This window comes from Halobaculum litoreum (assembly GCF_030127125.1).
In the GTDB taxonomy this organism is placed as follows: domain Archaea; phylum Halobacteriota; class Halobacteria; order Halobacteriales; family Haloferacaceae; genus Halobaculum; species Halobaculum litoreum.
The window spans coordinates 1348458-1372865 of record NZ_CP126156.1; the positions used below are offsets into that span (position 1 = coordinate 1348458).

General features: G+C 73.1%; 25 protein-coding genes and 6 pseudogenes. 17 read left to right on the forward strand and 14 right to left on the reverse strand.

Features of this window, described 5'->3' with window-relative positions; all coding sequences use genetic code 11:
* Positions 1 to 33 precede the first annotated feature (33 nt).
* Both P0R35_RS07290 and P0R35_RS07295 read right to left on the reverse strand, forming a co-directional pair.
* On the reverse strand, positions 34 to 708 hold the full coding sequence (locus P0R35_RS07290) for an ArsR/SmtB family transcription factor (protein ID WP_284014521.1): 675 nt from the start codon (positions 706 to 708) through the stop codon (positions 34 to 36).
* Positions 709 to 746: 38 nt separating this feature from the next.
* Positions 747 to 1445 (reverse strand): DUF1405 domain-containing protein, encoded by a 699-nt coding sequence (locus P0R35_RS07295; RefSeq protein WP_284014522.1) that lies wholly within the window; start codon positions 1443 to 1445, stop codon positions 747 to 749.
* A 134-nt stretch (positions 1446 to 1579) separates the two neighbouring features.
* Between P0R35_RS07295 and P0R35_RS07300 the strand changes: the two genes are divergently transcribed.
* From P0R35_RS07300 to P0R35_RS07310, 3 genes and pseudogenes are all read left to right on the forward strand, one after another.
* Positions 1580 to 2353, forward strand: coding sequence for a DUF1405 domain-containing protein (locus tag P0R35_RS07300; RefSeq protein WP_284014523.1), 774 nt, complete (start codon positions 1580 to 1582; stop codon positions 2351 to 2353).
* Positions 2354 to 2382: 29 nt separating this feature from the next.
* A pseudogene (locus tag P0R35_RS07305) lies at positions 2383 to 3462 on the forward strand (hypothetical protein); the annotation flags it as partial.
* A 97-nt stretch (positions 3463 to 3559) separates the two neighbouring features.
* Positions 3560 to 4456 carry a carbohydrate ABC transporter permease gene (locus P0R35_RS07310; protein ID WP_284014524.1) on the forward strand — a complete coding sequence of 299 codons (897 nt, stop codon included), beginning with the start codon at positions 3560 to 3562 and terminating at the stop codon, positions 4454 to 4456.
* 28 nt (positions 4457 to 4484) lie between these two features.
* Here P0R35_RS07310 and P0R35_RS07315 read toward each other — a convergent pair.
* The 3 genes and pseudogenes from P0R35_RS07315 to P0R35_RS07325 all read right to left on the reverse strand — a co-directional run bounded on the left by P0R35_RS07315 (position 4485) and on the right by P0R35_RS07325 (position 7209).
* Positions 4485 to 5451 (reverse strand): annotated as a pseudogene (locus P0R35_RS07315) (HFX_2341 family transcriptional regulator).
* Positions 5452 to 5495: 44 nt separating this feature from the next.
* The gene (locus tag P0R35_RS07320) at positions 5496 to 6989 is read right to left on the reverse strand and encodes a sodium:solute symporter family protein (protein ID WP_284014525.1); all 1494 of its coding nucleotides are present in this window, start codon (positions 6987 to 6989) and stop codon (positions 5496 to 5498) included.
* A complete protein-coding gene (locus tag P0R35_RS07325) occupies positions 6982 to 7209 on the reverse strand; it encodes a DUF3311 domain-containing protein (protein WP_284014526.1) in 228 nt (75 codons plus the stop codon). The genes P0R35_RS07320 and P0R35_RS07325 overlap by 8 nt, the downstream gene beginning before the upstream one ends.
* A gap of 163 nt (positions 7210 to 7372) precedes the next feature.
* Between P0R35_RS07325 and P0R35_RS07330 the strand changes: the two genes are divergently transcribed.
* Complete coding sequence (locus tag P0R35_RS07330) at positions 7373 to 8497, forward strand: glycosyltransferase family protein (protein ID WP_284014527.1); 1125 nt, start codon at positions 7373 to 7375, stop codon at positions 8495 to 8497.
* 101 nt (positions 8498 to 8598) lie between these two features.
* The gene (locus tag P0R35_RS07335; protein WP_284014528.1) at positions 8599 to 9198 is read left to right on the forward strand and encodes an NUDIX hydrolase; all 600 of its coding nucleotides are present in this window, start codon (positions 8599 to 8601) and stop codon (positions 9196 to 9198) included.
* Positions 9199 to 9239: 41 nt separating this feature from the next.
* Here the strand turns inward: P0R35_RS07335 and P0R35_RS07340 are convergent, their stop codons facing one another.
* Positions 9240 to 9380, reverse strand: a complete 141-nt coding sequence (locus P0R35_RS07340; RefSeq protein WP_284014529.1) for a hypothetical protein — start codon at positions 9378 to 9380, stop codon at positions 9240 to 9242.
* Between the two features lie 49 nt (positions 9381 to 9429).
* Positions 9430 to 9597, reverse strand: coding sequence for a hypothetical protein (locus P0R35_RS07345; protein ID WP_284014530.1), 168 nt, complete (start codon positions 9595 to 9597; stop codon positions 9430 to 9432).
* A 228-nt stretch (positions 9598 to 9825) separates the two neighbouring features.
* Between P0R35_RS07345 and P0R35_RS07350 the strand changes: the two are divergent.
* The 3 genes and pseudogenes from P0R35_RS07350 (at position 9826) to P0R35_RS07360 (ending at position 12631) form a co-directional block, all read left to right on the forward strand.
* A pseudogene (locus P0R35_RS07350) lies at positions 9826 to 10628 on the forward strand (DUF7388 family protein).
* Between the two features lie 81 nt (positions 10629 to 10709).
* Complete coding sequence (locus tag P0R35_RS07355; RefSeq protein WP_284014531.1) at positions 10710 to 11477, forward strand: creatininase family protein; 768 nt, start codon at positions 10710 to 10712, stop codon at positions 11475 to 11477.
* 15 nt (positions 11478 to 11492) lie between these two features.
* Positions 11493 to 12631: pseudogene (locus P0R35_RS07360) on the forward strand (NAD(P)/FAD-dependent oxidoreductase).
* A 24-nt stretch (positions 12632 to 12655) separates the two neighbouring features.
* Here the strand turns inward: P0R35_RS07360 and P0R35_RS07365 are convergent.
* The 3 genes and pseudogenes from P0R35_RS07365 to P0R35_RS07375 form a co-directional block, all read right to left on the reverse strand.
* Complete coding sequence (locus P0R35_RS07365) at positions 12656 to 12817, reverse strand: hypothetical protein (RefSeq protein WP_284014702.1); 162 nt, start codon at positions 12815 to 12817, stop codon at positions 12656 to 12658.
* A gap of 58 nt (positions 12818 to 12875) precedes the next feature.
* Positions 12876 to 13232: pseudogene (locus P0R35_RS07370) on the reverse strand (Hsp20/alpha crystallin family protein); the annotation flags it as partial.
* Position 13233: 1 nt separating this feature from the next.
* On the reverse strand, positions 13234 to 13389 hold the full coding sequence (locus P0R35_RS07375; RefSeq protein WP_284014532.1) for a DUF7559 family protein: 156 nt from the start codon (positions 13387 to 13389) through the stop codon (positions 13234 to 13236).
* A 109-nt stretch (positions 13390 to 13498) separates the two neighbouring features.
* On the opposite strand from P0R35_RS07375, the gene P0R35_RS07380 reads away from it, so the two are divergent.
* The 4 genes and pseudogenes from P0R35_RS07380 (at position 13499) to P0R35_RS07395 (ending at position 17415) form a co-directional block, all read left to right on the forward strand.
* On the forward strand, positions 13499 to 14341 hold the full coding sequence (locus P0R35_RS07380; RefSeq protein ID WP_284014533.1) for a DUF429 domain-containing protein: 843 nt from the start codon (positions 13499 to 13501) through the stop codon (positions 14339 to 14341).
* 159 nt (positions 14342 to 14500) lie between these two features.
* Complete coding sequence (locus P0R35_RS07385; protein WP_284014534.1) at positions 14501 to 14746, forward strand: hypothetical protein; 246 nt, start codon at positions 14501 to 14503, stop codon at positions 14744 to 14746.
* Between the two features lie 61 nt (positions 14747 to 14807).
* Complete coding sequence (locus tag P0R35_RS07390) at positions 14808 to 16589, forward strand: radical SAM protein (protein ID WP_284014535.1); 1782 nt, start codon at positions 14808 to 14810, stop codon at positions 16587 to 16589.
* Positions 16589 to 17415, forward strand: a pseudogene (locus P0R35_RS07395) (MBL fold metallo-hydrolase). The gene P0R35_RS07390 and the pseudogene P0R35_RS07395 overlap by 1 nt, the downstream one beginning before the upstream one ends.
* An 8-nt stretch (positions 17416 to 17423) precedes the next feature.
* Here the strand turns inward: P0R35_RS07395 and P0R35_RS07400 are convergent.
* Positions 17424 to 17636: a DUF7511 domain-containing protein gene (locus tag P0R35_RS07400; RefSeq protein WP_284014536.1), complete on the reverse strand. Its 213-nt coding sequence runs from the start codon at positions 17634 to 17636 to the stop codon at positions 17424 to 17426.
* Between the two features lie 156 nt (positions 17637 to 17792).
* Between P0R35_RS07400 and P0R35_RS07405 the strand changes: the two genes are divergently transcribed.
* The gene (locus tag P0R35_RS07405) at positions 17793 to 18527 is read left to right on the forward strand and encodes a YkgJ family cysteine cluster protein (protein WP_284014537.1); all 735 of its coding nucleotides are present in this window, start codon (positions 17793 to 17795) and stop codon (positions 18525 to 18527) included.
* A gap of 91 nt (positions 18528 to 18618) precedes the next feature.
* Positions 18619 to 19023, forward strand: a complete 405-nt coding sequence (locus P0R35_RS07410) for a TRAM domain-containing protein (protein ID WP_284014538.1) — start codon at positions 18619 to 18621, stop codon at positions 19021 to 19023.
* A gap of 72 nt (positions 19024 to 19095) precedes the next feature.
* Here P0R35_RS07410 and P0R35_RS07415 read toward each other — a convergent pair whose 3' ends face one another.
* Together P0R35_RS07415 and P0R35_RS07420 are read right to left on the reverse strand one after the other, a co-directional pair.
* Entirely contained in the window at positions 19096 to 19800 is a 705-nt protein-coding gene (locus P0R35_RS07415; protein WP_284014539.1) for a class I SAM-dependent methyltransferase, read from the reverse strand.
* 66 nt (positions 19801 to 19866) lie between these two features.
* Positions 19867 to 20259 (reverse strand): PPOX class F420-dependent oxidoreductase, encoded by a 393-nt coding sequence (locus P0R35_RS07420; RefSeq protein ID WP_284014540.1) that lies wholly within the window; start codon positions 20257 to 20259, stop codon positions 19867 to 19869.
* A 213-nt stretch (positions 20260 to 20472) separates the two neighbouring features.
* Here P0R35_RS07420 and P0R35_RS07425 point away from each other — a divergent pair, with 213 nt between their 5' ends.
* Positions 20473 to 20745, forward strand: a complete 273-nt coding sequence (locus P0R35_RS07425; protein ID WP_284014541.1) for a MarR family transcriptional regulator — start codon at positions 20473 to 20475, stop codon at positions 20743 to 20745.
* A 56-nt stretch (positions 20746 to 20801) separates the two neighbouring features.
* Complete coding sequence (locus P0R35_RS07430; RefSeq protein WP_284014542.1) at positions 20802 to 21713, forward strand: glycosyltransferase family 2 protein; 912 nt, start codon at positions 20802 to 20804, stop codon at positions 21711 to 21713.
* A gap of 51 nt (positions 21714 to 21764) precedes the next feature.
* Here the strand turns inward: P0R35_RS07430 and P0R35_RS07435 are convergent, their stop codons facing one another.
* Complete coding sequence (locus P0R35_RS07435; protein WP_284014543.1) at positions 21765 to 22598, reverse strand: amidohydrolase family protein; 834 nt, start codon at positions 22596 to 22598, stop codon at positions 21765 to 21767.
* A gap of 212 nt (positions 22599 to 22810) precedes the next feature.
* Here P0R35_RS07435 and thsA point away from each other — a divergent pair, with 212 nt between their 5' ends.
* Positions 22811 to 24370, forward strand: a complete 1560-nt coding sequence (gene thsA / locus P0R35_RS07440; protein WP_284014544.1) for a thermosome subunit alpha — start codon at positions 22811 to 22813, stop codon at positions 24368 to 24370.
* Positions 24371 to 24408 lie beyond the last annotated feature (38 nt).

A 24408-nucleotide genomic window follows, 5' to 3' on the forward strand; every position in this document is an offset into this window, starting at 1 on the left:
CCGCGGGCGCGGCCGGCGGCCCTCCCGGCCGCGCTACCCGACGACCGTCCAGCGGTCGCCCTCGCGGACGAGCATGTCGGCGTCCGCGAGGCGGTGGAGCCCCTCCTCGACGGCCTCCGGGTCGGCGTTGACCTCCTCGACGACCGCCCGGAGCGACCCGTCGGTCGCCGACACCGCCGCGAGCAGCTGCGCGTAGAACCGGGAGTCGGCGTCGACGCCGAGGCGGTCGTTCAGCCGGTCGAGGAGGTCCGTGACCCGGCCGTGGACCCACCGCTGGGCGAGCGACAGTTCGTTCTCGAGGTCCTCGAGGCGGTCGAACTCCGCGGCCAACGCCGCCACCTCCCCCGTGTCGTCGCCGTCGTCGGTCGCGCGCAGTTCGAGGTCGATGTGCATGTGGGGACACCGGCCCTGGATGTCGAGGCTCGGGTTCGCGGGGTACGCGGACTTCGTCCCGAAGCCGTGCCGGGAGACGTTCACCTCGAGCCGCACGTCCCGCGCGATGTGGAAGTACTTGCGCCGGCGGTCGTCGGTGTGGCTCTCGATGAGGCCGGCGTCCTCCAGTTTCCGCAGGTGGTCGATCACCGCCTTCGGCGACACGCCGAGGTACTCGCTGATCTCGGTCACGTAACACGGTTTGTGCGAGAGCAGCCGGAGAATGCGCCGGCGGTTCTCGTTCCCGAGGAGATCGAGCAGTACCGCGGAGTCCATACACCTCCGGTAACTCCTCCGCGTATTTAACCACCACGTCAGCGCGACGCGTCATCGCCCGACGGCAGGACGACGGCCGCGACCGCGACCGCGACGACCGTCGCCGCGAGGCTCCCGAGCGCGAGCAGCCACCCCGGGTCGTACCGCACCGGCGGGTGGTTCGCGAACGGCAGGCCGACGAGGAAGCCGTAGTCGAACACGTCGTTCGCGAGCGCGAGGACGGCGACGGCCGCGAGCGTCCGCCGCGACGTCCGGCCGACGTGCGCCACCAACAGCGCCTCCCCGAGGAAGGCGGCGTGCGTGAGGAGGATCCCCCAGTACGCCCACAGCGAGTCGGCGTCGAAGCCGACGTACAGGTCGTTCGGGAGGTCCGGCCGGACGAACGGGACGTTGAGCGCGACGAACGTCCACAGCCCCATCTTCACGAGCCACACGACCGCGAGCGTCGTCAGCACGGACAGCAGCGTCGAGCGCGGCACCGCCGAGAGGCGGTAGCCGGCGAACGGCACCAGCGCCGCGAGCACGAGCGTGCCGAGCGCGATAGCCGTCGGCGAGTCGCCGTACAGCGGCCACAGGGACGTCGCCACCGCGGGCATCGTCTCGACGTAGTAGCGGACGCCGACGAGGAACGCGAGCGCGTTCGCGAGCAGCAACAGCGCGAGCGTGACCGGCGTCGTGAGGTAGAACTCCGCGAGCGACTCGGGCAGGGGGTTGCGCGTTGCCGGACGGTCGACCACGTCTGTACGCCGTCTCGTGGGCCACCGGCATAACGACGGCTGGTTCGGGTGGGCCGGGTCGGCGACCGGCGCGACGGCGCCGTGTCGATCATCGCCACCGCTAAACCCCGAAGCCCCCTGTCTCGGTCCAACGGATGAGCCTCCTCGCCGACCTCACCGCGGACGACGGCCTGCCTGAGCGTCCGGACCTGCCGTGGTACGTCGCGCCGCTCCCCCGGGCGATGGAGAACTTCGGGCTCCGGGTCGCCGCGCTCGTCGTCGCGGTCAACCTCGTCGGCACCGCCTTCGGCTTCTGGTACTACGGCTTCCACCCGCTGCCGCTCTCGGACCCGCTGATCACGTGGCAACTCGGCGGGACGCCGCCGTCGATGTGGATCTTCGTCCCCGACTCGCCCGTGGCGACGCTGTTCATCGCGCTCGCGCTGGGGCTGTGGCTGCTCGGGCGGACGAACGAGTACGTGAACGCGCTGGCGTTCTTCGGCTGCTGGAAGCTCGGCCTGTGGACGCCGTTCGTCCTCCTGGCGTTCGAGGAGGGCTTTCGCGCCACGACGCCGCTGCCGATGTACCTGTTCCTCCTCGGCTCGCACCTCGCGATGACCGTCGAGGGGTTCCTGCTGTACCGGATCTCCGACTTCCCGGTGAAGGCCGTCGCCGTCGCGTTGGCGTGGTACGGCCTCAACGACGTCGTCGACTACTTCCTCCCGATCGTGGGCACGCCCCACCACACGCTGATGCCCGGGCAGACGGCGCTGGAGGGGATGTACGGCTTCACGCACCCGTCGCCGACCCACGAGATCGCCGCCGCGGGGGCGGTCGTCCTCACCCTGACGGCGACGTTCCTCGCGCTCGCGACGCGGGTGACGAAGCTGGAGGCGGGAGCGGTCGACCCGGACGGGGCGGGCGAGTAGTTATCGTCCCCCGGGGCGACGTACCCCGCGTGAGCACACCGACCCTCTTTCGCGCGGTCGCGGACCTGCCCGTGACCGTCGAGTCCGTGGGCCTGCGGCGCCGGTCCCGCGACACCTCCTCGGGGTTCGAGCGCGTGAGCACCACGGTCCGCCTCCGCGGCGCGGGCGAACTCGGCCGCGGCGAGGACGTCACGTACGACGCGGAGGACCACGACGCGCTGTTCGCCGACCCCGGGCGCGACCCGCGGACGCCCGCCGACGGCGTGACCTTCCTCGACGCGCTCGCCGGGGAGTACACGTTCCGGGAGTTCTCCGCCCGCCTCGACGACGTGGACCTGTTCCCGCTGGGCGACCCCGCCCGGAAGACGGGCCACGCCTACCGCCGGTGGGCCGTCGAGTCCGCCGCCGTCGACCTCGCGTTGCGGCAGTCCGACACCGACCTCGCGAGCCTCCTCGGGCGGTCGCGCGACCCCGTGACGTTCGCGGCGTCGACCCGGTTGGGCGAGCCGCCGACCGCGGACCGCGTGACCGCCGTCGCCGAGCGCGTCCCCGGGATCCAGTTCAAGCTCGACCCGACGCCCGAGTGGACCGACGAGGTGGTCGCGGCCCTCCCGACCGACCAGGTGCGCGTCCTCGACCTCAAGGGGCTGTACGAGGGGACCGACGTCGACGTCGAGCCCGACCCCGGGTTCTACGCGTGGGTGCTCGAGTCGTTCCCGGACGCGCTGATCGAGGACCCCGCCGTCACCGAGGAGACGCGCCACGTCTTCGAGGGCCACGAACACCGCGTGTCGTGGGACTACCCGATCACCGGCGTCGAGAGCGTCGAGGCGCTCCCGTGGGAGCCGGAGTGGCTGAACGTGAAGCCCTCGCGCTTCGGGACGCTGGAGTCGCTGTCCGACACGCTGGAGTGGGCCCGCGACCGCGACGTCGGGCTGTACGGCGGCGGCCAGTTCGAGTTGGGCGTCGGGCGCGACCAGCTCCACGCGCTCGCGTCGGTGTTCTACCCCGAGGCCGCCAACGACGTGGCGCCCGGCGCGTTCAACGACCCCGACGTGCCGGCGCGACTGCCGGCGACGCCGCTGGCGCCGTCGGCCGCCCCCGCGGGTTCGAGTTCTGAGCGGGCCGCCGCTCGGAGGCGGCCGGTCGTGTCGACGCCCCGCCGGAACGGGAACGCTTACGCGCCCCCTGCCGTACGTCGGAGGTGTGACGAGCGAGACCGGACGGATCGCCCGCGCCGTCGACAACGCGATCCGGCACCCGCGGGCCGCCTACCGCCTCCTGTTGGCCGTCGCCGTCGGCTTCTTCCTCGTGTTCGCCGCGTTCCCCCTCTACTGGCTGGTCGTCGTGGCCGTCACGCCGACCGGGGTGGCGCCGGGGCTGGTGCCCGAGGCGGTGACGGCCGCGAACCTCGTCGGGGTCCTCGTCGGGTCGTCGTTCCCCCGCTACGTGTTCAACAGCATCGTGATCGCGGCGAGCACCACCGTCGTCGTGGTGTGCGTCGCCAGCCTCGCGGGCTACGCCTTCGGCCGCCTCGAGTTCCGGGGGAAGCGGTGGCTGTTGATCGCCACGCTGTGTGTCGCCTACTTCCCGCCGGTGGCGTTCGTGATCCCGCTGTTCCGGCTGCTGTCGGGCGCGCTCGAGGTGTCGGTGTTCGGCGTGACGGCGACGAGCCCCGACCTGTTCAACACGCCCGCCGGCCCCGGGATCCCCCTGTCGGGGCTGACGATGCCGCTGGCGATCTTCGTCCTCACCACGTTCTTCGCGCGGATCCCCGACACGCTGGAGGACGCCGCCCGTGTCGAGGGGACGACGCGGCTGGGCGCGCTCGTCCGGGTGATCGTCCCGCTGTCGCGGCCGGGGATCGCGACGGCGGCCGTGCTCACGTTCCTGCAGGTGTACACGGAGTTCTTCTTCTCGCTGCTCATGACGAACGGCGACCCGCAGGACTGGGCGCCGATCGTCCCGGTCCTGCGGGGGCTGCGCGTCGCGAACGCCTCGTTCGCGGCCGCCGCGGCGCTGGTCGCGCTCGTCCCCGTCGTCGTCCTGCTCGCGCTCGCCGACGACCACGTCGTGGCGGGGCTGACCGAGGGGTACCGGTGACCGGCGACGCCCGCGGCCGCCGCGGCGCCTACCACTCGTAGTCGGAGGCGTCCTCGGCGGCGTGGGCGCGCACCCACAGTTCGCCGATCCGCGAGAGGCGCGTCCGGTAGGACTTCCCGTGGGACTCCTGTTCGACGTACCCCTTGCCGCCGGGGCCGAGCCGGTCGACGTTGTAGATCACCTTCGAGCGGAACGAGTCGGTGTACTCCTCGTTCAACTCGGCGGCCAGCGCCTTCGCGAGTTCGCTCACCGACTCGAACTCGCCGGCCTCGCCGAGTTTGAACAGGATCACCTCCTCGAACGGCTTCACGTTCGAGAAGGAGGCGACCGGCAGTTCGATGATGTGGCGGCCGTCGACCTCCTTGGCGCCGATGGTCGTGCCGCGCTCGTCGAACTCCGCGAGCAGGTCGGTCGCGGTGTCGAGGCGCTCGCGCACGCGGTCGGCGTCGACGCCCGCGACCGTGTCACCCCCGCCCCCGCCCTCGGCGGCGGCCGCCCTCCGCCCCGGCGGCGCCGTCGAGGAGGTCCCGCAGGAGGTCGCGGTCCGCCCGCAGCTCCTCCGCCAACTCGGTCTCGAGGTACTTCTCGGGCGCCGTGTAGTACGTGTGGATGCGGTCGCGGTCGGCCTGCCGCTCCAGCGTCACCGAGTGGGCGGCGGTGGCGAACGCGAACGAGACGGGGCGGGGCATCGAGGAGACGTTCACCCACACCTCGCGGCCGGCGTCGAGTTCCGCGTTGATGAGGTCGTACGCCTGCTCGAAGGCGGCGTCGTAGTCGTACACGTCGGCGACGGGCACCCGCTCGGTCTCGGCGCCGAGCAGGTTCCGGAAGTCGGTCTCCAGCTTCTTCGAGAGGTTCCGGGAGTACTCGACGTTCGCCTCGCTGCCGACGGCGCCCTCCAGCAGGACGACGCGGTCCACGTCGATCTGGTCGCGGACCAGCGGCGCGATGAGCCGGTCGTAGTCGAAGCCGACCGGAACGACGTGTGTCTGCATTCGGTTCTGTGGTGCGGGTGGGTGTCCCAAAAGCGTGCCGTGGTTCAGTCCGCGCCGACGCCGAACTTCTCGGCGTTCTCCGCCGGCGCCGCGGTCGTCACCAGCGACACGCCGACCGTCACGACCAGCGACACGAGCATGCACCACAGCGCGTAGTCCCACGTGAGGTACGTCGTCGAGAGGAACGCCACGTCGCCCGCGAACAGCGCGTGCGGGATGTAGACGGCCTCGGCGGCCGCGATGCCGGCGACCATCCCCCACTTCGTCGTGCGGGCCCAGTACAGCGCCAACAGGAGCGGGATCGTCAACTGCGCGTAGCCGCCGAAGGCGGTGTCGCCGAGCGTGACGAGCACGTCCAGTCCGCCGCCCCCGCCGACCAGCAGCGACGCCACGAACGTCGACGCCGCGAACACGGCGACGCCGACCCGGGCGATCCACCCCTCCCGGGCGTCGCTGGCGTCGGGGGCGACGAACGGGCGGTAGAGGTCGCGCGTGAAGTACGACGACCCCGAGAGCAGCATCGAGTCCGAGGAGGACATCATCGCCGCCAGCGCGCCCGCGACGACGAGCGCCGCGAACCACGCGGGCGTGTACTCGTTCAGCAGGATCGGGAGCACGTTGCTCCCGTCGGGCACCGTGATCCCGAGGCCCACCGCCCACGAGCCCAGCAGGAACGCGGGGACGAACAGCAGGAGCACGAGCACGGGCCACAGCGCGAACGAGCGCTTGAGCGTCTCCGCGCGGTCGGCCATGAAGAAGCGCTGGTTCACCTGCGGGAACGCGGCGACGCCGAACGCGATGACGACGGCGGTGCCGATCATCCACTGCGGCGAGTAGAGGCCGCCGCCGAGCGACGCGAACTCGGGGTTCGCCTGCGCCATCCCCGCCGTCAGCGCGGAGACGCCGCCCGCGGCCGAGGCCACCCACGCGACGGCGAGCCAGACGACGCCGAGCATGAACACGCCCTGCAGGGTGTCCGTCCACGCGACCCCGCGCAGCCCGGAGAGGGCGACGTACGCGACCATGAACACCGTGATCATCGCCGCGCCGGCCCAGTACGGCACCGCGCCGTCGGTCAGCCCGACGAGCGCCTGCCCGGCGCCGATCTGTTGGAGCATCACGTACGGGAACAGCCACAGGAGGCTCACGCCCGCGACGAGGCCGCGCAGGCCCGTCGAGCCGAAGCGGTCGCCGAGCATCTCGCCCAGCGTCACGTAGCCGTGGGCCTTCCCGACGAGCCACTGCTTGTAGCCGATGGCGTACCACAGCAGCGCGAACAGGATGCCGTCCATCAGCCCCATCACGAGGATCCACTCGGGGCCCGCCGAGAACGCGAGGTTGGGGCCGCCGAAGAACGTGAACGCCGACAGCAGCGTCGCGAACGTCGTGAACAGGAGCACGACGGTGCCGACCGACCGCGAGGCGAGGTAGTAGTCCTCGGCCGAGCGGTCCGTCAGTCGGTACGCCACCAGCCCGACGGCGAGCGTGATCGCGAGGTAGCCGACGACGATGCCGAGCGAGGTGCCCAGCTCAGCCACGCCGGATCACCCCCGCGTCGACGCCGCGGTCCCAGCCGCCGGTGCGCGCGAACGCGTAGAAGGCGACGCTCGCCAGCGCCATCCACCCGACGTGCCACCACAGCCACAGCGGCAGGCCGGCGACCACGGTCGCGTCGCCCCACAGGAACCACGGGATCGCGAACGCCACCAGCGCGGCGAACGCGAGTATCCAGAGGAGGTCCGATCGATTGCGGGTCATCACCCCGTGGTAGTAGTTCATGGCCCATGAATGTTGTTCAATTACTCGTCGGTGGGGAGTATCGAAGAACAATATTCTTCAACGCGTCGTCGCCGGCCGGTCGGGAGGCGCCGGCCGCGGCGACCACCCGGCTTTATTCGCGGCGCCGCCGTGCGATCCGGGGATGGAATACGTGCAGGAGCGGGTCGCCACGCTCCACGCCTTCGGGGAGGGCTCGCCGGAGGCCCCGACCGACCGGGCGGCCGTCGTCGTCCCGATGACCGAGCGGGAGTACGCGGGACTGGCCGCCGAGCGCGTCCTCTCGGAGCTGGAGGCGCTGGAGCCGGCCCGGGTGATCGTCCCCCTCCGGGCGCCGGGCGAGCGCGTGGGCGCCTTCCGCGAGTGGCTCGACGGCTTCGACCTGCCGCTGGAGACGCTGTGGTGCGACGGGCCGCGCGTCGCCGACCTGCTGGCCGACGCGGGGCTGTCGGGCGAGCGCGGCAAGGGCCGCGACGTGTGGCTCGCGCTCGGACGGGCGCTGCGCGAGGAGTACGTCGTCGTCCACGACGCGGACACGAAGTCGTACACCCGCGACTACGTCCGCCGGCTGCTGTTCCCGCTGGCGAACGGGTTCGACTTCTCGAAGGGGTACTACGCCCGCGTCGAGAACGGCCAGCTGTACGGACGGCTGTTCCGGCTGTTCTACACGCCGCTCGTCCGGGCGCTCCACGAGGCGACCCCCGACTCGGAGTTCCTCGCGTACATGGCGGCGTTCCGCTACGCCCTCGCCGGCGAGTTCGCCGCCACGAGCGACGTGGTCGCGTCGCTGCCCCTCCAGCGCACGTGGGGGCTGGAGGTGGGGACGCTGGCGGCCGCCTACGACGCGGTCGGCGTCGACGGCGCGGCGCAGGTCGACCTCGGGAGCTACGAGCACGACCACCGCGCCGTCTCCGGGCCGACCGGGCTCTCGGACATGAGCCGGTCGGTGGGCGCGGCGTTGCTGCGGGCGGTCGAGGAACACGGGGTCGCCGTCGACTACGACACGCTCCCGGACGCCTACCGCCGGACCGCCGAGTCGTACGTCGAACGGTACGCGGCCGACGCCGCGTTCAACGGGCTGTCGTACGACCGCGGCGGGGAGCGCCGACAGGTGCGGACGTACGCCGACTCCATCGCGCCGCCCGGCCCGGACACCCGGCTGCCGTCGTGGGACGAGGCGGGGGTGTCGCCCGCGGCGGTCGCGGAGGCGGCACACGCGGACGCCCGCGACGCCGCCGACGGTGATCTGACCGGGAGCGCGGGCGAGTAGCGCCCCGGCGGGCGCGACTGGAGGGCGAGGGCCCGCGTCGCTCGCTCCGCATCGTCCGACGAGACCGCACCGTTGAAGCCCGACGGGCCAGCATAGGGGGTATGGACTTCGAGCGCGTCCGTCGCCACACGCCCGTCCGGGTGACGGACGCCGAGCGGCGCGCGGCCGTGCTCGCCGCGGTCATCGACCGCGGCGGGGCGCCGCACGTCCTGTTCACCAAGCGCGCCGACCACCTCGGGAGCCACCCGGGCCAGATGAGCTTCCCGGGCGGCGGCGTCGAGAGCCGCGACGCGGACCTCACGGCGACGGCGCTGCGCGAGGCACACGAGGAGATCGGCCTGCGGTCCGAGGAGGTCGACGTGGTCGGCCGCCTCGACGACATCCGGACGGTCTCGGAGTACGCCGTCACCCCGTTCGTCGGCACCGCGCCGGACCGCGAGTACGTCCCCAGCGACGACGAGGTCGCGGAGATCGCGGTGCTCCCGGTCGCCGCACTCACCGCCCGCGAGAACTACGAGTCCGAGCGCCGCGACCACCCGCACTACGGGGAGATCCGGCTCCACTTCTTCCGGGTCGACGGCTACACCGTGTGGGGCGCGACCGGCCGGATGCTCGTCCAGCTGCTCGAACTGCTCACCGACTGGGAGATGCCCGCGGAGGTCGACCGCGTCGTCGACCCGGACGCCGACCTCCCGGTGTAGGCGGCGGCGCCCGTCGGAGGCGAGGACCGCGACGGGCCGACTCAGACGTAGCTCAACACGACGAGCGTCAGAAAGAACGCCACGAGGACCGCGAGGAGGACGACGATGGAGGCGACCCGGCTCGACTGGACGACGCTGCGGCCGCCGTCGTCCGTGTCGACCACGAGGTTGCTGATGTCCATGCCACGGGTAGGCGGGTGACCGACAAGTAGCCGTCGCCGCGGGGGGCGCTCAGACGTAACTGACGACGACGAGCGTCGCGAAGAACGACAGGAGCACCGCCGCGAGCACCGCGGTGACCGTCACCCAGCCCTCGACGCCGCTCCCGTGGCGGCCGTCCGCCGCGTTCCGGCCGGTCGAGATGACGCTTCCCCTGTCGGCGCCGCCCCCGTCCGCCATGTCATCGGCTTCCCCACGGACGTGTATACCTCTTGTCACCGGGCGCGTCGATTCTGACGCGAACACCACGTTTATTCGGTCCTACGGGCTTGCTGGTGTATGGCCGCACAGGCGATGGATCGCGTTCCGCGACGGTCCTAGTTCTCCCCCGACCCCGGACGCGACGCGTCCGACCGACGCCCGATCGACGCCCAGCCACACGACCGCCCGGCTCCGACTCCACCGACCATGACTCTCACCGCAACCGCCGACGACAGCGTCGCCGCCCGAACGAACCTCGACGGGGTCGCCCTCAAGCCGACCGAGTGCGACGTCGCCGTCGCCGCGGAGCTCCCGTTCGACCTCGTGTGCGTCGACTACGAGGGCCGCGAGGCGCTGCCCGACGCCGACACGCTGGCCGCCCTCGCGGAGTCGGTCGACCTCCGGGTGACGACGCCGGTGCGCGCCGACGGGTTCGACCCCGGGGCGACGACTCGCTGGTCGCCACCCTGCCCGACGCGGCGAAGCGCGTGCTCGTCGCGGGCCACGGCGCCTACCTCGCCGACGAGGAGCGCCGCCGCGCGGTCGCGCCCCGCCTCGGCGACGCCGCCCGCGCGGTGCGCGAAGCCGGCGGCGAGCCGTGGGTCGGCACCGAGGGGATCGAACGCGTCGCGCTGGCCGCCGGCGGCGTCCAGTACGACCTCCTCTCGCGGACGAACGAGCGCGACGTGCGCGCCCTGCGGGCGGCCGGCTTCGACGGCCAGGTCGCCGTCTACGCCCCCGTCGTCCCCAGCGCCGACGAGGACGCGATCCTCGACGCCGTCGGCGCGTACGCCGCCCGCCGCCGCCCCGTCCGCGAGGCGCTCCCCGACGACGCCGACACCGACGCCACGGCGACGGGGCGCGCCCGCGAGGTGCTGTCGAAGGCGGTGCGCGACTTCGCCCTCGTGGGCGATCCCGAGACGGTGGGCGGACGCGTCGACGACCTCCACGCCGTCGGCGTCGACCACGTCGTCGGCTACCCCGCGGCCGGCGTCGACAGCCTCCGCTGACCGCGGGGCCGCGGCGGCACCCCGGTCGCCGCTCCCCCGCCGCCACCCGAACGCCTACCTCCCCGGCGCGGACGCGCCGGTATGCGACTGCTCCACGAGGAGACGACGACGAGCGCGGGCGAGGCGTTCGCCGACGCGGTGGAGGTGGCGATCCTCCCGACCGGCTCCGTCGAACAGCACGGCCCGGCGCTCCCGCTCGGCACCGACTTCCTCGCCGCCGAGGCGGTGGCGAGCGGTGTCGACCGGGACGACGCCGTGGTGCTCCCGACGGTGCCCGTCGGCGTGTCGGCGCACCACCGCCAGTTCGACGGCACGCTGTGGGCCGAGCCGGAGACGTTCGAGGACTACGTCGGCGAGATCTGCGCGTCGATCGCGAGCCACGGCGTCCGGAAGCTCGTGGTCTGCAACGGCCACGGCGGCAACGACGATGCGCTCCGGCGGGCCGCCCGGCGACTGCGCGGCGACCGGGTCGCGTTCGCCGCGCCGTGGAACTGGTGGTCGAGTCTCGACGGGCTGGACGAGGAGCTGTTCGACCGGTCGGGCATCGGGCACGCCGACGCGATGGAGACGAGCGTGGTCGCCCACGTCGCCGCCGACCTGGTGCGCGAGGCGCGGCTCGCGGACGCCGAGGCCGGCGCGGCCGACTCGTGGGGGCGGTCGGTCCACGGCGCGAGCGTGGGGTTCGACACCGCCGACTTCTCCGAGTCGGGCGCCGTCGGCACGCCGACCGCGGGGACCGCCGAGAAGGGGCGGAAACTGTTCGAGCAGGCGACGGGCGAACTCGACGCGCTCGTCGGGTGGCTGGCCGACCAGCCGTTCGACGCGCTCATGCCCGAGCCGCACCGCTGATCGCCCATGACCGACATGCGAGTCGCCGTCGTCGGCGGCGGCGCCGTCGGCGTCACCGCGGCCCACGACCTCGCGGTCGGCGGGGCGGACGTGACGCTGTTCGAGCGGGGCGCGGTCGGGTCGGGGGCGTCCGGGCGCGCGGCGGGCGTCCTGTACGACGCCTACGCGGCGGACGCCGACGCCGCGCTCGGCGCCCGGGCTCTCGAACGGTTCCGCCGCCTCTCGGGGACGCACGGCTTCGCGTTCACGGAGTGTCCGTACGCGATGGTCGCCCGCGAGGGCGACGACGCGCTCGCGGAGGCGGTCGCGGGCGCCGCCGAGCGGATGCGCGTCCACGACCGGCCCGTCGAGACGCTCACGGGCGACGAACTGGGCGAGCGGTTCCCGACGCTCCGACACGACGACGTCGCCGTCGCGGCCGTCGCGGGCAACGCCGGGTGGACCGACCCGGGGAGCTACGTGTCGGCGGTCGCCGAGTTGGCCGCCGAGGCCGGCGTCGAGCTCCGCACCGACAGCGAGGTGGCGGTCGCGACGACGCCCCCGGCGTCGCCGTCGCGGACGAGGCCCCGGTGACGCGGCGGTTCGACGCCGTCGTCGTCGCCGCCGGCGCCCACACGAAGCGGCTGCTGGCCGACGCCGGCGTGCGGGTCCCCTTGAAGCCGTACCGCGTGCAGGCGCTCGTCTCCGGGCGGGCGTACGACGGCCCGATGTGGTACGACGCCTCGGCGGGCGTGTACGCCCGCCCCCACCCCGCGGGCCTGCTCGCGGGCGACGGCACCGTCCCGGTCGAGGCCGACCCGGACGAGTGGGCGCGCGACGCCGACGACTGGTTCCGCGACGACGCCGGGGCGGTGCTGCGCGACCGTGCCGGGCACGACCCCGCGGTCGAGCGGGCGTGGGCCGGCCTGTGCACGGCGACCCCGGACGGCGACCCGCTGCTCGGGGCGGTCGCGCCCGGCGTGTACGTCGCCGCCGGCTGGCAGGGCCACGGGTTCATGCGCGCGCCGGCGACCGGGGAGGCGGTCGCGGCGCTGGTGCTCGGGGACGAGCCGCCGGTGCCGGGGGTCGAGGCGTTCGACCCGGAGCGGTTCGACGGCGACGAGGAGTTCGAGATCAGCGAGGGGATGACCGTCGAGACGGACGGGCCGGACTGACCCGCGAAGAACGGGACCGCGGCGCTACTCCTCGTCGTCGGTCGCGCCGGCGGCCTCGTCGTCGCCGTCCGCGTCGGTCGACTCCGCGGCGTCCTCCTCGTCGCCCAGATCGAGGTGGACCGGCTCGTCCGCCTCGCCGGGGTCGTGGTCGGCCGCGTCGGCAGACGCCGCGTCGGCGACCGCCACGCTCCCCTTCGGCCTTGGGGACCGTGACGCGGAGCGCGCCGTGGTCGGTGAGCGTCGAGGTGGCCGCCTCCGGGTCGACGGCCGCCTCGGCGGGCAGCTCGGCGCGCCCGTCGAGCGCGAGGCCGCGGCCCGGGAAACGCATCTCGTACCCCTCGTGGAAGTCGCGGAAGCGGTCGATCCGCACCTCGACGGCGCCGTCGTTGAAGCGCACCTGGACGTCGCTGCGCTCGGCGCCGGGCGCGTCGAAGACGACGAGGTAGGCGTCCTCCGACTCCAGCAGGTCGTACGCCAGCGGCGACCGCTCCTGCACCTTCGCGACGCCGCGGCCGACGCGGTCGAGCACGGAGTTGACCGCCGACTCGCCGACGTCCTTCAGTCGCTTCGCGCCCTCGGCGGGCTGGTCTCGGTCGCTCATGTTACAGCTCGATCTCCTCGAGGTCGCTCCCGCCACACAGCGGACACGACAGGTCCGCGACCGTGTGGTCGTCGGCGATGTCGTAGGTGTAGTGGTTCTCGAACATGTCGAGTTCGCAGTCGTCGCTGACGCACATGACCTCCTTCGTCGCGGGCATACCGTCGGGTTGGGTCGCGCGCGGCATAAACGCCGTGGGGCGCCGCGGGGCTTGCCGACACCGACGCCGGGCCGGCGGGTCTTTGTCCCGCGCGCGCCAGTCGCCGACCGTGAACGCGGAACGAACCCCCGAGACGGTGTACGGCGTCGACTTCAGCGCCGCGGCGACGGCCGCCGGCGCGTCGACGTGGGTCGCCCGCTGTGTCCCGGACGATGACGGCCTCCTCGTGCGGGAGTTGGCGTCCGCCGCGGAGTTCCTCGACCTCGACTCGACCGCCCGCGAGGACGTGCTGCCGGCGCTGGCCGACCGCCTCGGCGGCGTCGACGGACCCGCCGTCGCCGGGCTGGACTTCCCGTTCTCGCTGCCCGCGTGGACGCTGGGCGAGGACGACTGGACGTCGTTCGTCGCGGCGACGCCCGAGCGGTGGGGCGTGCTCGACGGCGTCGACGACCCGCGCGACCTCTACGACGCGGTGACGGCGGGCGGGGAGGCCGGGAAGCCGCTCCGGCGGGCGACCGACGACGACCACGGCGGACAGGACCCCGCGGGGTTCCGGATCAAGACGCAGACGTACTACGGCATCTCGGCGGTGCTCCGGCGACTGGTCGCCCGCGACGGCGTCGCCGTCCCGCCGGTACACCCGGTCGAGGACCCGCGCCTCGCGGTGCTGGAGACGTACCCGGCGGCCGCGTTCGACCGCCTCGACGGGGCCGTGCGGACGGGCTACAAGAAGGGGCAGCGCCGACACGTCGCGGCGCGGCGCCGGAACGTCGAGGCGCTCCGCGCCGCCGGCGTCCGCTTCGCCGACGACGCGGCCGTCGACTGCGCCGTCGCCACCGACGACGCGCTCGACGCCGTCGCCGCCGCCCACGCCGCCGCGCGCAACTACCCGGAGGCGCTGACGGCGGAGTACGACGAGGACGAGCGCCGGGAGGCGCGGATCTTCGCCTGAGTCGCCCGACCGACGGGCACGAACTCGGCCCGCGCGCCTTCGTGGTCGCCCGCGGACCGCTCCGGACCGGGCCGGGCACGCCCGCGTCCGCCGGATTCCGTCCGAGGCTGCACAACACTGAATACGGGCGGCCGTGAGGTGCCGTGTGAGGTGTCACCAATGCGCACGAGACGCCGGGAACACGAGCGGGACAGACACGCCCGGGAGGAGGCAGACCGGGCGGAACGGCGCGCGACCGAGCAGACGGTCGCCGACCCGCCGCGCACGGTCGACGACCTGCTCGACAGGCTGGCCGACGGGGACGGGCTGACGTACGAGGCGGCCGCGCTCGTCGGCGGGGTCGAGGCGGCCGTCGCGGGCGCCGAGCGCTCGACCGGCGGCGGACGGCGCGAGCACGGCTGGTAGCGGCGCTCGCGGTCGTCCCCGGACCGTACGCCTTTAGCCGCTCGCCGCACCACCGTTCGGTATGACCGCGCCGGACCCGAGCGACCTCGCCGTGACCATCGTCGACGGCTACGTGGACGAGCCGGCGCACTTCGGCGTCCCTCCGTACGTGTCGACGTACCCGCGCTTCACCGCGGGCGCGCTCGTCGACGCGGGCGTCCCCGAGTCGGGGATCACCTACCACACCATCGACGAACTGCGCGACGACCGCCGCAAGTGGGCCGACGTCGCCGACGCGGACCTGGTGGTGTACGTCGGCGGGATGACCGTCCCCGGGAAGTACGTCGGCGGCACCCCCGCCGAGCCGGACGAGGTGCGCGAGATCGCGTGGACCGCCGACGGCGTCACCCTGCTGGGCGGGCCCGTCCGCTTCGGCGTCGGCGAGGAGAACGCCGGCGCCCAGGAGATGCAGCGCGACGACCTCGACTTCGACTTCCTCGCGATGGGCGACGTGGAGGCCGCCGCCTACGACATCGTCGAGAGCGGGCTGGAGGGGTTCGGCAACCGCATCCGCGACTACGACGAGGTGGCGCGCTGGTCGAGTCTGGGCGCGTTCGTCGTCGAACAGCACCCGAACCACCCCGACTACCTCATCGCCGAGATGGAGACGTCCCGCGGCTGTGCGTACCGCTGTTCGTTCTGCACGGAGCCGATGTACGGCGACCCCGACTTCCGCACCGCGCCCGACGTGGTGTCGGAGGTCGACGCGCTCTCCGACCACGGCGTCCGCCACTTCCGGCTGGGCCGACAGGCCGACATCCTCGCGTTCGGCGGCGACGGCGAGGCCCCCAACCCCGACGCGCTCCGCCAACTGTACGGCGGCATCCGCGAGGTGGCGCCGGACCTGCGCACGCTCCACCTCGACAACATGAACCCCGTGACGATCACGGACTACCCCGAGGCGTCGCGGGAGGCCATCGAGGTGATCGCCCGCCACAACACGCCGGGCGACACCGCCGCGTTCGGCCTCGAGTCCGCGGACCCCGAGGTTCGCGAGCGGAACAACCTCCTCGTCAGCGCCGAGGAGTGTCTGGAGGCCGTCCGCGTCGTCAACGAGGCCGGCGGCTGGCGCCCCGGCGAGTCGCCCGCGGACGCGCCGAGCTTCGGCGACGACGCGCCCCGCAGGCTCCCGAAGCTGCTCCCAGGGATCAACCTCGTCCACGGGCTGGAGGGGGAGACCGCGGCCACCTTCGAGCACAACAAGGACTTCCTCGACTCGGTGATGGACGAGGGGCTGATGCTCCGCCGGGTGAACGTCCGGCAGGTGATGGCGTTCGAGGGGACCGAGATGGCCGAGACGGGCGCCCGCCTCGCCCGGGAGCACAAGAAGGAGTTCCAGCAGTACAAACGCGAGGTGCGCGAGACGGTCGACCGCCCGATGCTCGAGCGCGTGATGCCGACCGGGACGGTCCTCCCGGACGTCTACCTCGAGTACCACGAGGACGGCACCACCTTCGGCCGACAGCTCGGCACCTACCCCATCCTCGTCGGGATCCCCGGCGAGCACGACCTCGGGCGCACGATGGACGTGGCCGTCGTCGACTGGGGCTACCGCTCGGTGACGGGCGTCCCGTACCCGCTCGACCTCAACGGCGCGTCGATGCGGGAACTGCGGGCGATCCCGGGCATCGGCTCGTCGGGCGCGGGCGACCTCGTCGTGAACCGGCCGTACGCCGACGCCGCCGAGGCCGCCGCGGTCGTCGGCGGCGACGCGCACCTCGAACGGTTCGCGGACGCGGGCGTCCCCGGCGTGGACGGCGACGCCGACTACCCCGGCGCGCCCGCGCCGCGGAGCGCCGACTGATGGCGGGCGGCGGCGGTGCGGGCGCGGCGGGCGCGGCCGCAACGAGTGGGGCCGACACCCACGTCGACCGCTTCTCGGTCCCCGTCGAGACGCGGGCGCCGACGGGCGCGACGAACGCCTACGTCGTCGGCACCCGCGAGACGCTCCTCGTCGACCCGGCGGCACGGACGGACACGCTCGACACCGTCGTCCGCGAGAAGGTGGCCGACCACGTCGCCGTCACGCACACCCACCCGGACCACGTCGGCGCAGTCGCCGACTACGCCGCCGAGACGGGCGCGACCGTCTGGGCGCTGCGCGGTTACGCGGACCGCTTCGCCGACGCGACGGGCGTCGCCCCCGACCGGACGTTCGTCCCCGGCGACCGCGTCGGCCCGGCGACCGTCGTCGACCTCCCGGGCCACGCGCCCGACGGCGTCGGCTTCGAGACCGGCAACGGCGTGGTCTGCGGCGACGCGCCGTCGCCGAGGGTAGCGTCGTCGTCGCGGCGCCGGAGGGCGACATGCGGGCGTACCTGACGACGCTCCGTCGCCTCCACGCCCGCGACCCGCCGGCGCTGTTCCCCGGCCACGGCCCCCGGATCGACGACCCACGCGGGACGTGCGCGCGGCTGATCGCCCACCGACTCCGCCGGGAGCGGCGCGTCATCGCGGCCGTCGCCGACGGCGCGCGCGACGTGGACGCGGTGCTGGCGGCGGCGTACGACAAGGACCTCGACGGCGTCCGCGACCTCGCGCGGGCGACCGTCGAGGCGCACGTCGAGAAGTCGGCGCGGGCCGGCCGCCTCCGGTGGGACCGGGAGAGCGGCCGGGTCGCGCCACGGTGAGGGCCTCGTCAGCGGGCGTCCGAGAGCGCGACGAGACAGTCGGCGTTCACCGACAGCCACGTGGTCGTCAGCGTCTCGTCGTCGGCGCCGTCCGGGTACACCGTACACCGGTCGGGCTCCCCGTCGTAGCGAACGACCGCGGCCGTGAGGCCGGAGGGGGCGGCGAAGCGGGGGTCGGGCGTGTGCACGTCCTCGGCTGACCGATCGGGTGCGGCCGACATGGTCGTGTCAACAGGCGGACGACACTTAAACGTCGCTAAGTTGCCTCCGCGCAGGTACCGAGCGCTCCGGAGCGCCACCGAGGCGCCCGGACCGGCCGCGGGGCCGCGGCCCGGAAACCCGACGGCGTTTAGTCCGTGAGGACCCCACGTCGGCGTGTGCAGTCGCTCGAAGCCGAACTCGCCGAGGCGCGCGCCCTCGACGTCGCCGCGCTGGCCGACGCCGTCGAGACCATCGGCTTCGAGTGTACGCGCTGTGGCGCCTGTTGCAAGAGCGAGGCCGACGACCCGCACACCGCGACCGTGTTCCCGGACGAGGTGCGGCGGCTCCAAGCGGCCGCCGGCGAGGCGGTGGACGAAGACGCCGACGGTGCCGGCGACCACGGGGCGGCCACCGCCACGGACCGTGACTGGCGCGACGTCGCGCGGCCGATGCCGTACGGGCTGACCGACGGCCCGGACGGTCCGGAGGGCGAGACGTTCGAGTGGGCGCTCGGGACGGACGCCTGCGGCGACTGCGTGTTCTACGAGGAGGACGCCGACGGCGTCGGCGCCTGCGGCGTCCACGCCGACCGGCCGCTCATCTGCGAGACGTACCCGTTCTCCGTCGCGCTCGGCGGCACGAGCCAGCCGATGGGGGAGGCCGTCGACGCCGAGGGGATGGTCCGCGCCCACGAGTGTGAGGGGCCCGGGCGCGACATCGACCGCGCGGACGCCGAGTCGCTGGCGGCGGCGCTCAAGGAGCGGGCCGTCCGGGAGTTGGAGGAGGCCATCGGCGTCCGCGACGCCTACGAGCCGCGGGAGGTGGGCGCCGGCGACGCCGTCGTCCACGACTCCGAGGGCGCCAAGGACGCCGACGGCCGGCCGCTGGGGCCGCCCGCGGAGCGCGACTGAGCGGTCCGGCGGCGGGAGGGCGCCGCGGGGCTCGCGTGCGGCGGTAGGTATATGTCACAGCCGCCGAACGTGTCGTTGGAGGTCTATATCCGTGGAAATCTCCGACGAACTCCTCTGTCTGTTCAGTGCCGAAGTCCGCGACGACGGCGACCGGTACACCATCGAGGTGCCCAAACGGGAGATCGACACCGGCAGCGTCGAACCGGGCGGGGTGTACCGGGTCGCGCTCATCGAGCGCGAGGGCGCCGTCGCCGACGAGGGCGGGACGGCCGACAGCCCCGCGCCGACGGACGGGCCACAGCCGCCCGTCGAGCGCGGCGAGATCCGCTACGTCGAGATCGAGGACCTCGGGAAGCAGGGCGACGGGATCGCCCGCGTCGAGCGGGGGTACGTGATCATCGTCCCCGACACCGAGGTCGGCGAGCGCGTCAAGATCGAGATCACCGAGGTGAAGTCCAACTTCGCCGTCGGCGAGGTCATCGACGACGCGGTCTGAGGCGTCCCGTTCTCCGACGGAGTCCGCCGCCGAGCGACGGCGTCGCCGAGGCGCCCGCCGGGGCGGCGTGACTCACACCTCGGTCGTCCAGTAGGAGACCGAGGAGAGCTTCTCCCCGACGGCGTTGCCGCCGATCGCCCGGTCGAGCGACCAGAACGGGTCGGCGACGCTGTTGGGCACCTCCCGGTAGAAGCCGTACGGGAACACGAAGTCGTGGTCGTCGCGGCGCAGGCGCAGGCCGGCGCCGTCGACGAGGCGTTCGACCTCCGCGCGGGAGTACAGCCGCGACCCCATCGGAAGCGCCCAGTTGTACAGCGTCCGGAACGACGACCCGCGGAAGGTGTCGAAGAAGACGACGTCCTTGGAGACGCGGGCCATCTCGGCGAGGAACTTCGCCGGCGTGTCCGCGAGGTGGAAGAAGCGCATCGCGAACACGGCGTCGAAGTGGTCGTCGGGGAACGGCAGCCGGGCGGCGTCGCCGCGCATGAACTCGACGGTCGACGCGAGCCCGGCGCGACGGGCCTTCTCGCGGCCCTGCGCGAGCATGGCGTCGGAGATGTCGAGCCCCACGATGTCGGCGCCGCGCTCGGCGAGCATCACGGTGAACCGGCCGGTCCCGCAGGCGATCTCCAGCACGCGCTCGCCCTCGACGGGTCCGAGCGCCTCCAGTACGGCCCGCTTCTCGCGCCGGTCGATGAGCCGCCCGCCCTTCGAGAACCGCTTGGCGTCGTACTCCTCGGCGACCGAGTCGGCCTGGTACCACTCCTGGCCCTTCACACTACCTCGGGGTGCTCGGGCGACCCGTAAAACGATACTGATAGCACGCGGGGACCGGGGTGGGGCTCACCCGCTCGTGACGATCCGCTCGGTCGGGATCCGGACGATGACGCGCGGCCCCGACTCCTCGCCGTGGTGCGGGTACTCGTCGACGTCGAAGTACCGCCGCGCCAGTGCGTCGATGTGCTCGACGGCGCCCTCCTCGGTCAGCTCCGCCTCGCCCATCACCGACACGTAGCGGTACGGGTCGTCCGGGTCCGTCACCGACAGGCCTACCATCGGGTTGTTCCGGATGTTCTTCTCCTTGCGCCGGCCGCGGGCGGTGTTGACGAGCACGTACTCGCCGTCCTCGTGGTCGACCCAGACGGGCGTCACCTGCGGCAGCCCGTTCGGCATGAGCGTCGCGAGGTGGGCGAACGACTCCGACTCGAAGATGTCGCGGTGTGACTCGGGGATCACGATCGGTCGCTCGCGGCCCGCACACTTGGTCGTTCGCGTGACCGTGACCGCGATCGAACGTGGAGCCGACGGTCACTCCCGGCGGCGGAACCACTCGAACGATCAGTTCGCGATCGGGCGACGCCGGAGCCGATATAATGCGTATAAGGGATATGCACCACTTGGACTTGTATTGAGGCAACCTTTACCAACACCCTCGGGCTTCGCTGTGGTATGAGCACCAGTACCGCGGACCCGGACGCCGCCGACGCGCTCACCGACGCCGAATACCGCGACCTCCTCAGCGACCTGCCGCCGAGCGCGAAGCTCGTCGCGAAGGTCCTCGAGGGCGACGCGCCGCTGTCGCAGGGGCAGCTCGCCGAGGAGTCGCTGTTGCCCGACCGCACGGTGCGGTACGCGCTGAATCGCCTGGAGGAGCAGGGCCTCGTCGGCTCGCGCTACTCGTTCAAGGACGCGCGCAAGCAGGTCTACTACCTGAACCGGTAGGCGCGGCGGTCCGGCCGAAACCTCCCTTTTAACTTCTCGACTCGCTACGGACGGATATGGACCTCTCGGTGGTCGTCCCGACCCTCAACGGGCGGGAGCGATTGGCGGCCAGCCTCGACTCGCTGGCGGCCCGTGCGCCCGACGCGGAGGTGGTCGTCGTCAACGGCCCCTCCGCCGACGGCACCACCGGGATGGTGCGCGACCGCGACGACGTGGACGTCCTCGTCGAGATCGCGGCGCGCAACGTGAACGTCGCCCGCAACGCGGGCGTCGAGGTCGCCGCCGGCGACGCCGTGGCGTTCCTCGGCTACGACTACCGCGTCGAGGACGGCTGGTTCGAGGCCGCCGCCGACGCGCTCGACGGCGGCGCCGCGGTCGTCGCGGGCCCGCTGCGCGAGTCGGTTCGGGGCGGCGCCACGAGCGACGACCGCGAGTCCCGCCGGATCGCCGACCGGGAGGTGACGTACTTCAGCGGCCGCAACGTGGTGATCGACCGCCGCACGCTCGACGCGCTCGACGGCTTCGACGAGTACCTCGAGACCGGCGGGGCCCGCGACGCCGCCCACCGCCTCGCCGGGATGGGCGTCGACGTCGAGTGGCGCGGGGAGCTGTCGGTTCGGCGCCGCGCGGAGGCGACCGACGGCGGCGTCGAGACCCGCGATCTGGGCTGGAAGTACCGCGCGCTCGCCTACCGGCTGGTGAAGAACTACGGCCTCCGCCCCACGGTCGTCCGACGCACCCTGCGCCACGCCGTCGGCGACGCCGTCGGCGCGTTCCGCGACGTGCTCGGCGGCGAGGCGACCCCCAGTTCGTGGGCGGGCAACGGCCGCGACGTGGTTCGGGGCATCTCCGGCGGCACCTCCGACGGGCTCGTCGCGCGGACGCGGGACCGCTCGCCGAAGCGCAACCCCAACGGCATCTCCGCGCGGGCGGACCGGGCGGTCGCGCGGTACGACCGGCGCGAGTAGCCGGCGGCAGCGGCCCCGATCGCTGGGAGGGTCGACGACGGGAGACGCCGCTCAGGCGTCGGCGCCGGGCGCCAGACCCTCGATGACCCGGGCGGCGTTCTTCGACAGCGCGCGGTCGAGCAGGTCCTCGGGCACGTCGAGCGTCAACACCTCCATCACGCCGACGTCGGGGTGGGTGTCGGGCGCGCCCGAGCCGAACATGATCCGGTCGGGGTGTTCCAACAGCCCCGTCTCCAGCACGTCGCGGAAGCGGACGAACGCCGTGTCGAGGTAGAGGTCGTCGTACGAGTCGAGCAACTCCATCGCCTCCCGCATCAGCCCGCGGTCCAGCGGGTAGCCGCCGAACGACGAGAGGATCACGGGGAAGTCGTACGCGAGGAGCGACGCCGCGACGACGTGCGGCGGGAACCCCCGGCCCCCGTGGACCAGCACGGGCTCGCCGGCCCGCGCCACCTCCTCGAGCGTCTCCTCAGTCGGGAGGCCGTCGTGGACGGGGTCGAGCACGAACCCGTGGAGCCGGCGGTCGTAGGCGTACTGCTCGACGTCGCCCGGGTCGGTGTGGTGGTCGGCGGGCGCGGCAGCGAGGTTGCGCAGGCGCGACACCGTCGACTCCCCGGGGTCGCGGGGGCCGTTGAGCCGGGCGAGCGCACGGAACGGGCGGTCGACCGACAGCCGGGCGACGGCGTTGTTCGCGCGCAGGTACCCCTCGCCGGCGGGACGACGCCCCGGGGCGACGGCCGACCGGACCACGCCGGCCTGGTGCATCTCGCGCTGGAGCCGTTCGGGCGACACCTCCCGCCCGCGCGAGGCGACCACCGCCCCGTCGTCGGGGTCGAGGCGAGCGTGGACGTCGACCACGCGGAACCCGTGCTCCAGTTCCAACATCTACTCGCCCGGAGCGACTCGCCGGACTTGAGTGTTGTAGTCTGTTCACGCCGCCGGGGCGCGGGGCCGACAGCGCTATCACGGATGCGTGGACGGGGCGTGAGCACTGACAGCCGGTATCACGCCTACGTCTGCCAGTTTTCGTGATTTTCACGGCGAAAACTTGATATAGAACCGCGACTATTCTACTCGTTGATCATTCCATGAGCTACATGCAGCAGCCCCTCTACATCCTCGCGGAGTCGACCCAGCGTACCAGCGGCCTCGACGCGCGCCGATCCAACGTCGCCGCGGGCCGCGCCGTAGCGAACGCGGTCCGCACGACGCTCGGACCGCGGGGCATGGACAAGATGCTCGTCGACTCGTCGGGGACGGTCGTCGTCACCAACGACGGCGCGACGATCCTCAAGGAGATGGACATCGAGCACCCCGCCGCCCGGATGCTGGTCGAGGTCGCCGAGTCGCAGGAGGCCGAGGTCGGCGACGGCACGACCACCGCGGCCGTCCTCGCGGGCGAACTGCTCGCGCGCGCCGAGGACCTCCTCGACGACGACGTCCACGCGACGGCCGTGGTCGAGGGGTACCACGAGGCGCTGCGCCTCGCGCTCGACGCCGTCGACGGCATGCTCGTCGCGGGCGACGTCGACCGCGACACCCTCCTGACGGTCGCCGAGTCCGCGATGACCGGCAAGGGCACCGGCGACATCGCGACCCACGTGCTCGCCGAGATCGTCGTCGACGCGGTGCTGCAGGTGACCGACGACGACCGCCGCGTCGACCGCGACGACATCCGCGTGTTCACCCGCACGGGCGCCTCCGCGGCCGCCACGGAGCTGGTCCGTGGCGTCGTGTTCGAGAAGGAGCCCGCCAACGACAACATGCCCCGCGCCGTCGAGGACGCGACGGTCGCCGTCCTCGACCTGAAGCTGGACGTGCGCTCGGGCGAGGTCGACACCGAGTACACGATCACCTCCGTCGAGCAGCTCGACGCCGCCCTCTCCGCGGAGGACGCCGAGCGCCGCTCGATCGCGGAGACCCTCCGTGAGGCCGGCGTCGACGTGGTGTTCTGCTCGAAGAAGATCAGCGACCCCGTCGCCGCTTACCTCGCGGACGCGGGCATCCTCGCGTTCTCGAACGTGAAGAAGTCCGACGCCCGCGCGTTCGCCCGCGCCACCGGCGCGCGCCGCCTCGGGACGCTCGACGGCATGGCGTCGGGCGACCTCGGCACCGCCGCGTCGGTCCGCGTCGAGAGGCAGTCCGGCGACGACGTCGTGTTCGTCGAGGGCAGCGACGACTCCCGCACCGTCACGCTGTACGTCCGCGGCTCGACCGACCACGTGGTCGACGAGACCGAGCGCGCGATCGACGACGCCCTCGGCGTCACCGTCGCCGCGTGGGCCGACGGCGAGGTCGTCCCCGGCGCCGGCGCCGTCGAGATCGCGATCGCCGACCGCCTCCGCGCGGGCGCCAACGCCGTCACCGGCCGCAAGGCGCTCGCGGTCGAGGCGTTCGCCGACGCCGTCGACGCGATCCCGCGCACCCTCGCGGAGAACGCCGGGCTCGACCCCATCGACGCGCTGGTCGACCTCCGCGCCCGCCACGACCGCGACGGCGTCGCCGGCATCGTGATCGACGGCCCCACCGTCGAGATCACGAACCCGACCGACGAGCGCGTGGTCGACCCCGCGGCCGTCAAGCGCGAGGCGCTCGAGTCCGCCACCGAGGCTGCGACGATGATCCTCCGCATCGACGACGTCATCGCGGCGAACTGAGCGACACACCCGGCCCCGACCCCGGACCCTTCTTTCGA

Excerpts from the sequence above, each read along its gene's own strand:
- P0R35_RS07290 (WP_284014521.1), bottom strand. The coding sequence starts at position 708 with ATGGACTCCGCGGTACTGCTCGATCTCCTCGGGAACGAGAACCGCCGG.
- P0R35_RS07300 (WP_284014523.1), top strand. The coding sequence starts at position 1,580 with ATGAGCCTCCTCGCCGACCTCACCGCGGACGACGGCCTGCCTGAGCGT.
- P0R35_RS07325 (WP_284014526.1), bottom strand. The coding sequence starts at position 7,209 with ATGACCCGCAATCGATCGGACCTCCTCTGGATACTCGCGTTCGCCGCG.
- P0R35_RS07330 (WP_284014527.1), top strand. The coding sequence starts at position 7,373 with ATGGAATACGTGCAGGAGCGGGTCGCCACGCTCCACGCCTTCGGGGAG.
- P0R35_RS07335 (WP_284014528.1), top strand. The coding sequence starts at position 8,599 with ATGGACTTCGAGCGCGTCCGTCGCCACACGCCCGTCCGGGTGACGGAC.
- P0R35_RS07340 (WP_284014529.1), bottom strand. The coding sequence starts at position 9,380 with ATGGACATCAGCAACCTCGTGGTCGACACGGACGACGGCGGCCGCAGC.
- P0R35_RS07345 (WP_284014530.1), bottom strand. The coding sequence starts at position 9,597 with ATGGCGGACGGGGGCGGCGCCGACAGGGGAAGCGTCATCTCGACCGGC.
- P0R35_RS07355 (WP_284014531.1), top strand. The coding sequence starts at position 10,710 with ATGCGACTGCTCCACGAGGAGACGACGACGAGCGCGGGCGAGGCGTTC.
- P0R35_RS07375 (WP_284014532.1), bottom strand. The coding sequence starts at position 13,389 with ATGCCCGCGACGAAGGAGGTCATGTGCGTCAGCGACGACTGCGAACTC.
- P0R35_RS07385 (WP_284014534.1), top strand. The coding sequence starts at position 14,501 with ATGCGCACGAGACGCCGGGAACACGAGCGGGACAGACACGCCCGGGAG.
- P0R35_RS07390 (WP_284014535.1), top strand. The coding sequence starts at position 14,808 with ATGACCGCGCCGGACCCGAGCGACCTCGCCGTGACCATCGTCGACGGC.
- P0R35_RS07400 (WP_284014536.1), bottom strand. The coding sequence starts at position 17,636 with ATGTCGGCCGCACCCGATCGGTCAGCCGAGGACGTGCACACGCCCGAC.
- P0R35_RS07425 (WP_284014541.1), top strand. The coding sequence starts at position 20,473 with ATGAGCACCAGTACCGCGGACCCGGACGCCGCCGACGCGCTCACCGAC.
- P0R35_RS07430 (WP_284014542.1), top strand. The coding sequence starts at position 20,802 with ATGGACCTCTCGGTGGTCGTCCCGACCCTCAACGGGCGGGAGCGATTG.
- P0R35_RS07435 (WP_284014543.1), bottom strand. The coding sequence starts at position 22,598 with ATGTTGGAACTGGAGCACGGGTTCCGCGTGGTCGACGTCCACGCTCGC.
- thsA (WP_284014544.1), top strand. The coding sequence starts at position 22,811 with ATGCAGCAGCCCCTCTACATCCTCGCGGAGTCGACCCAGCGTACCAGC.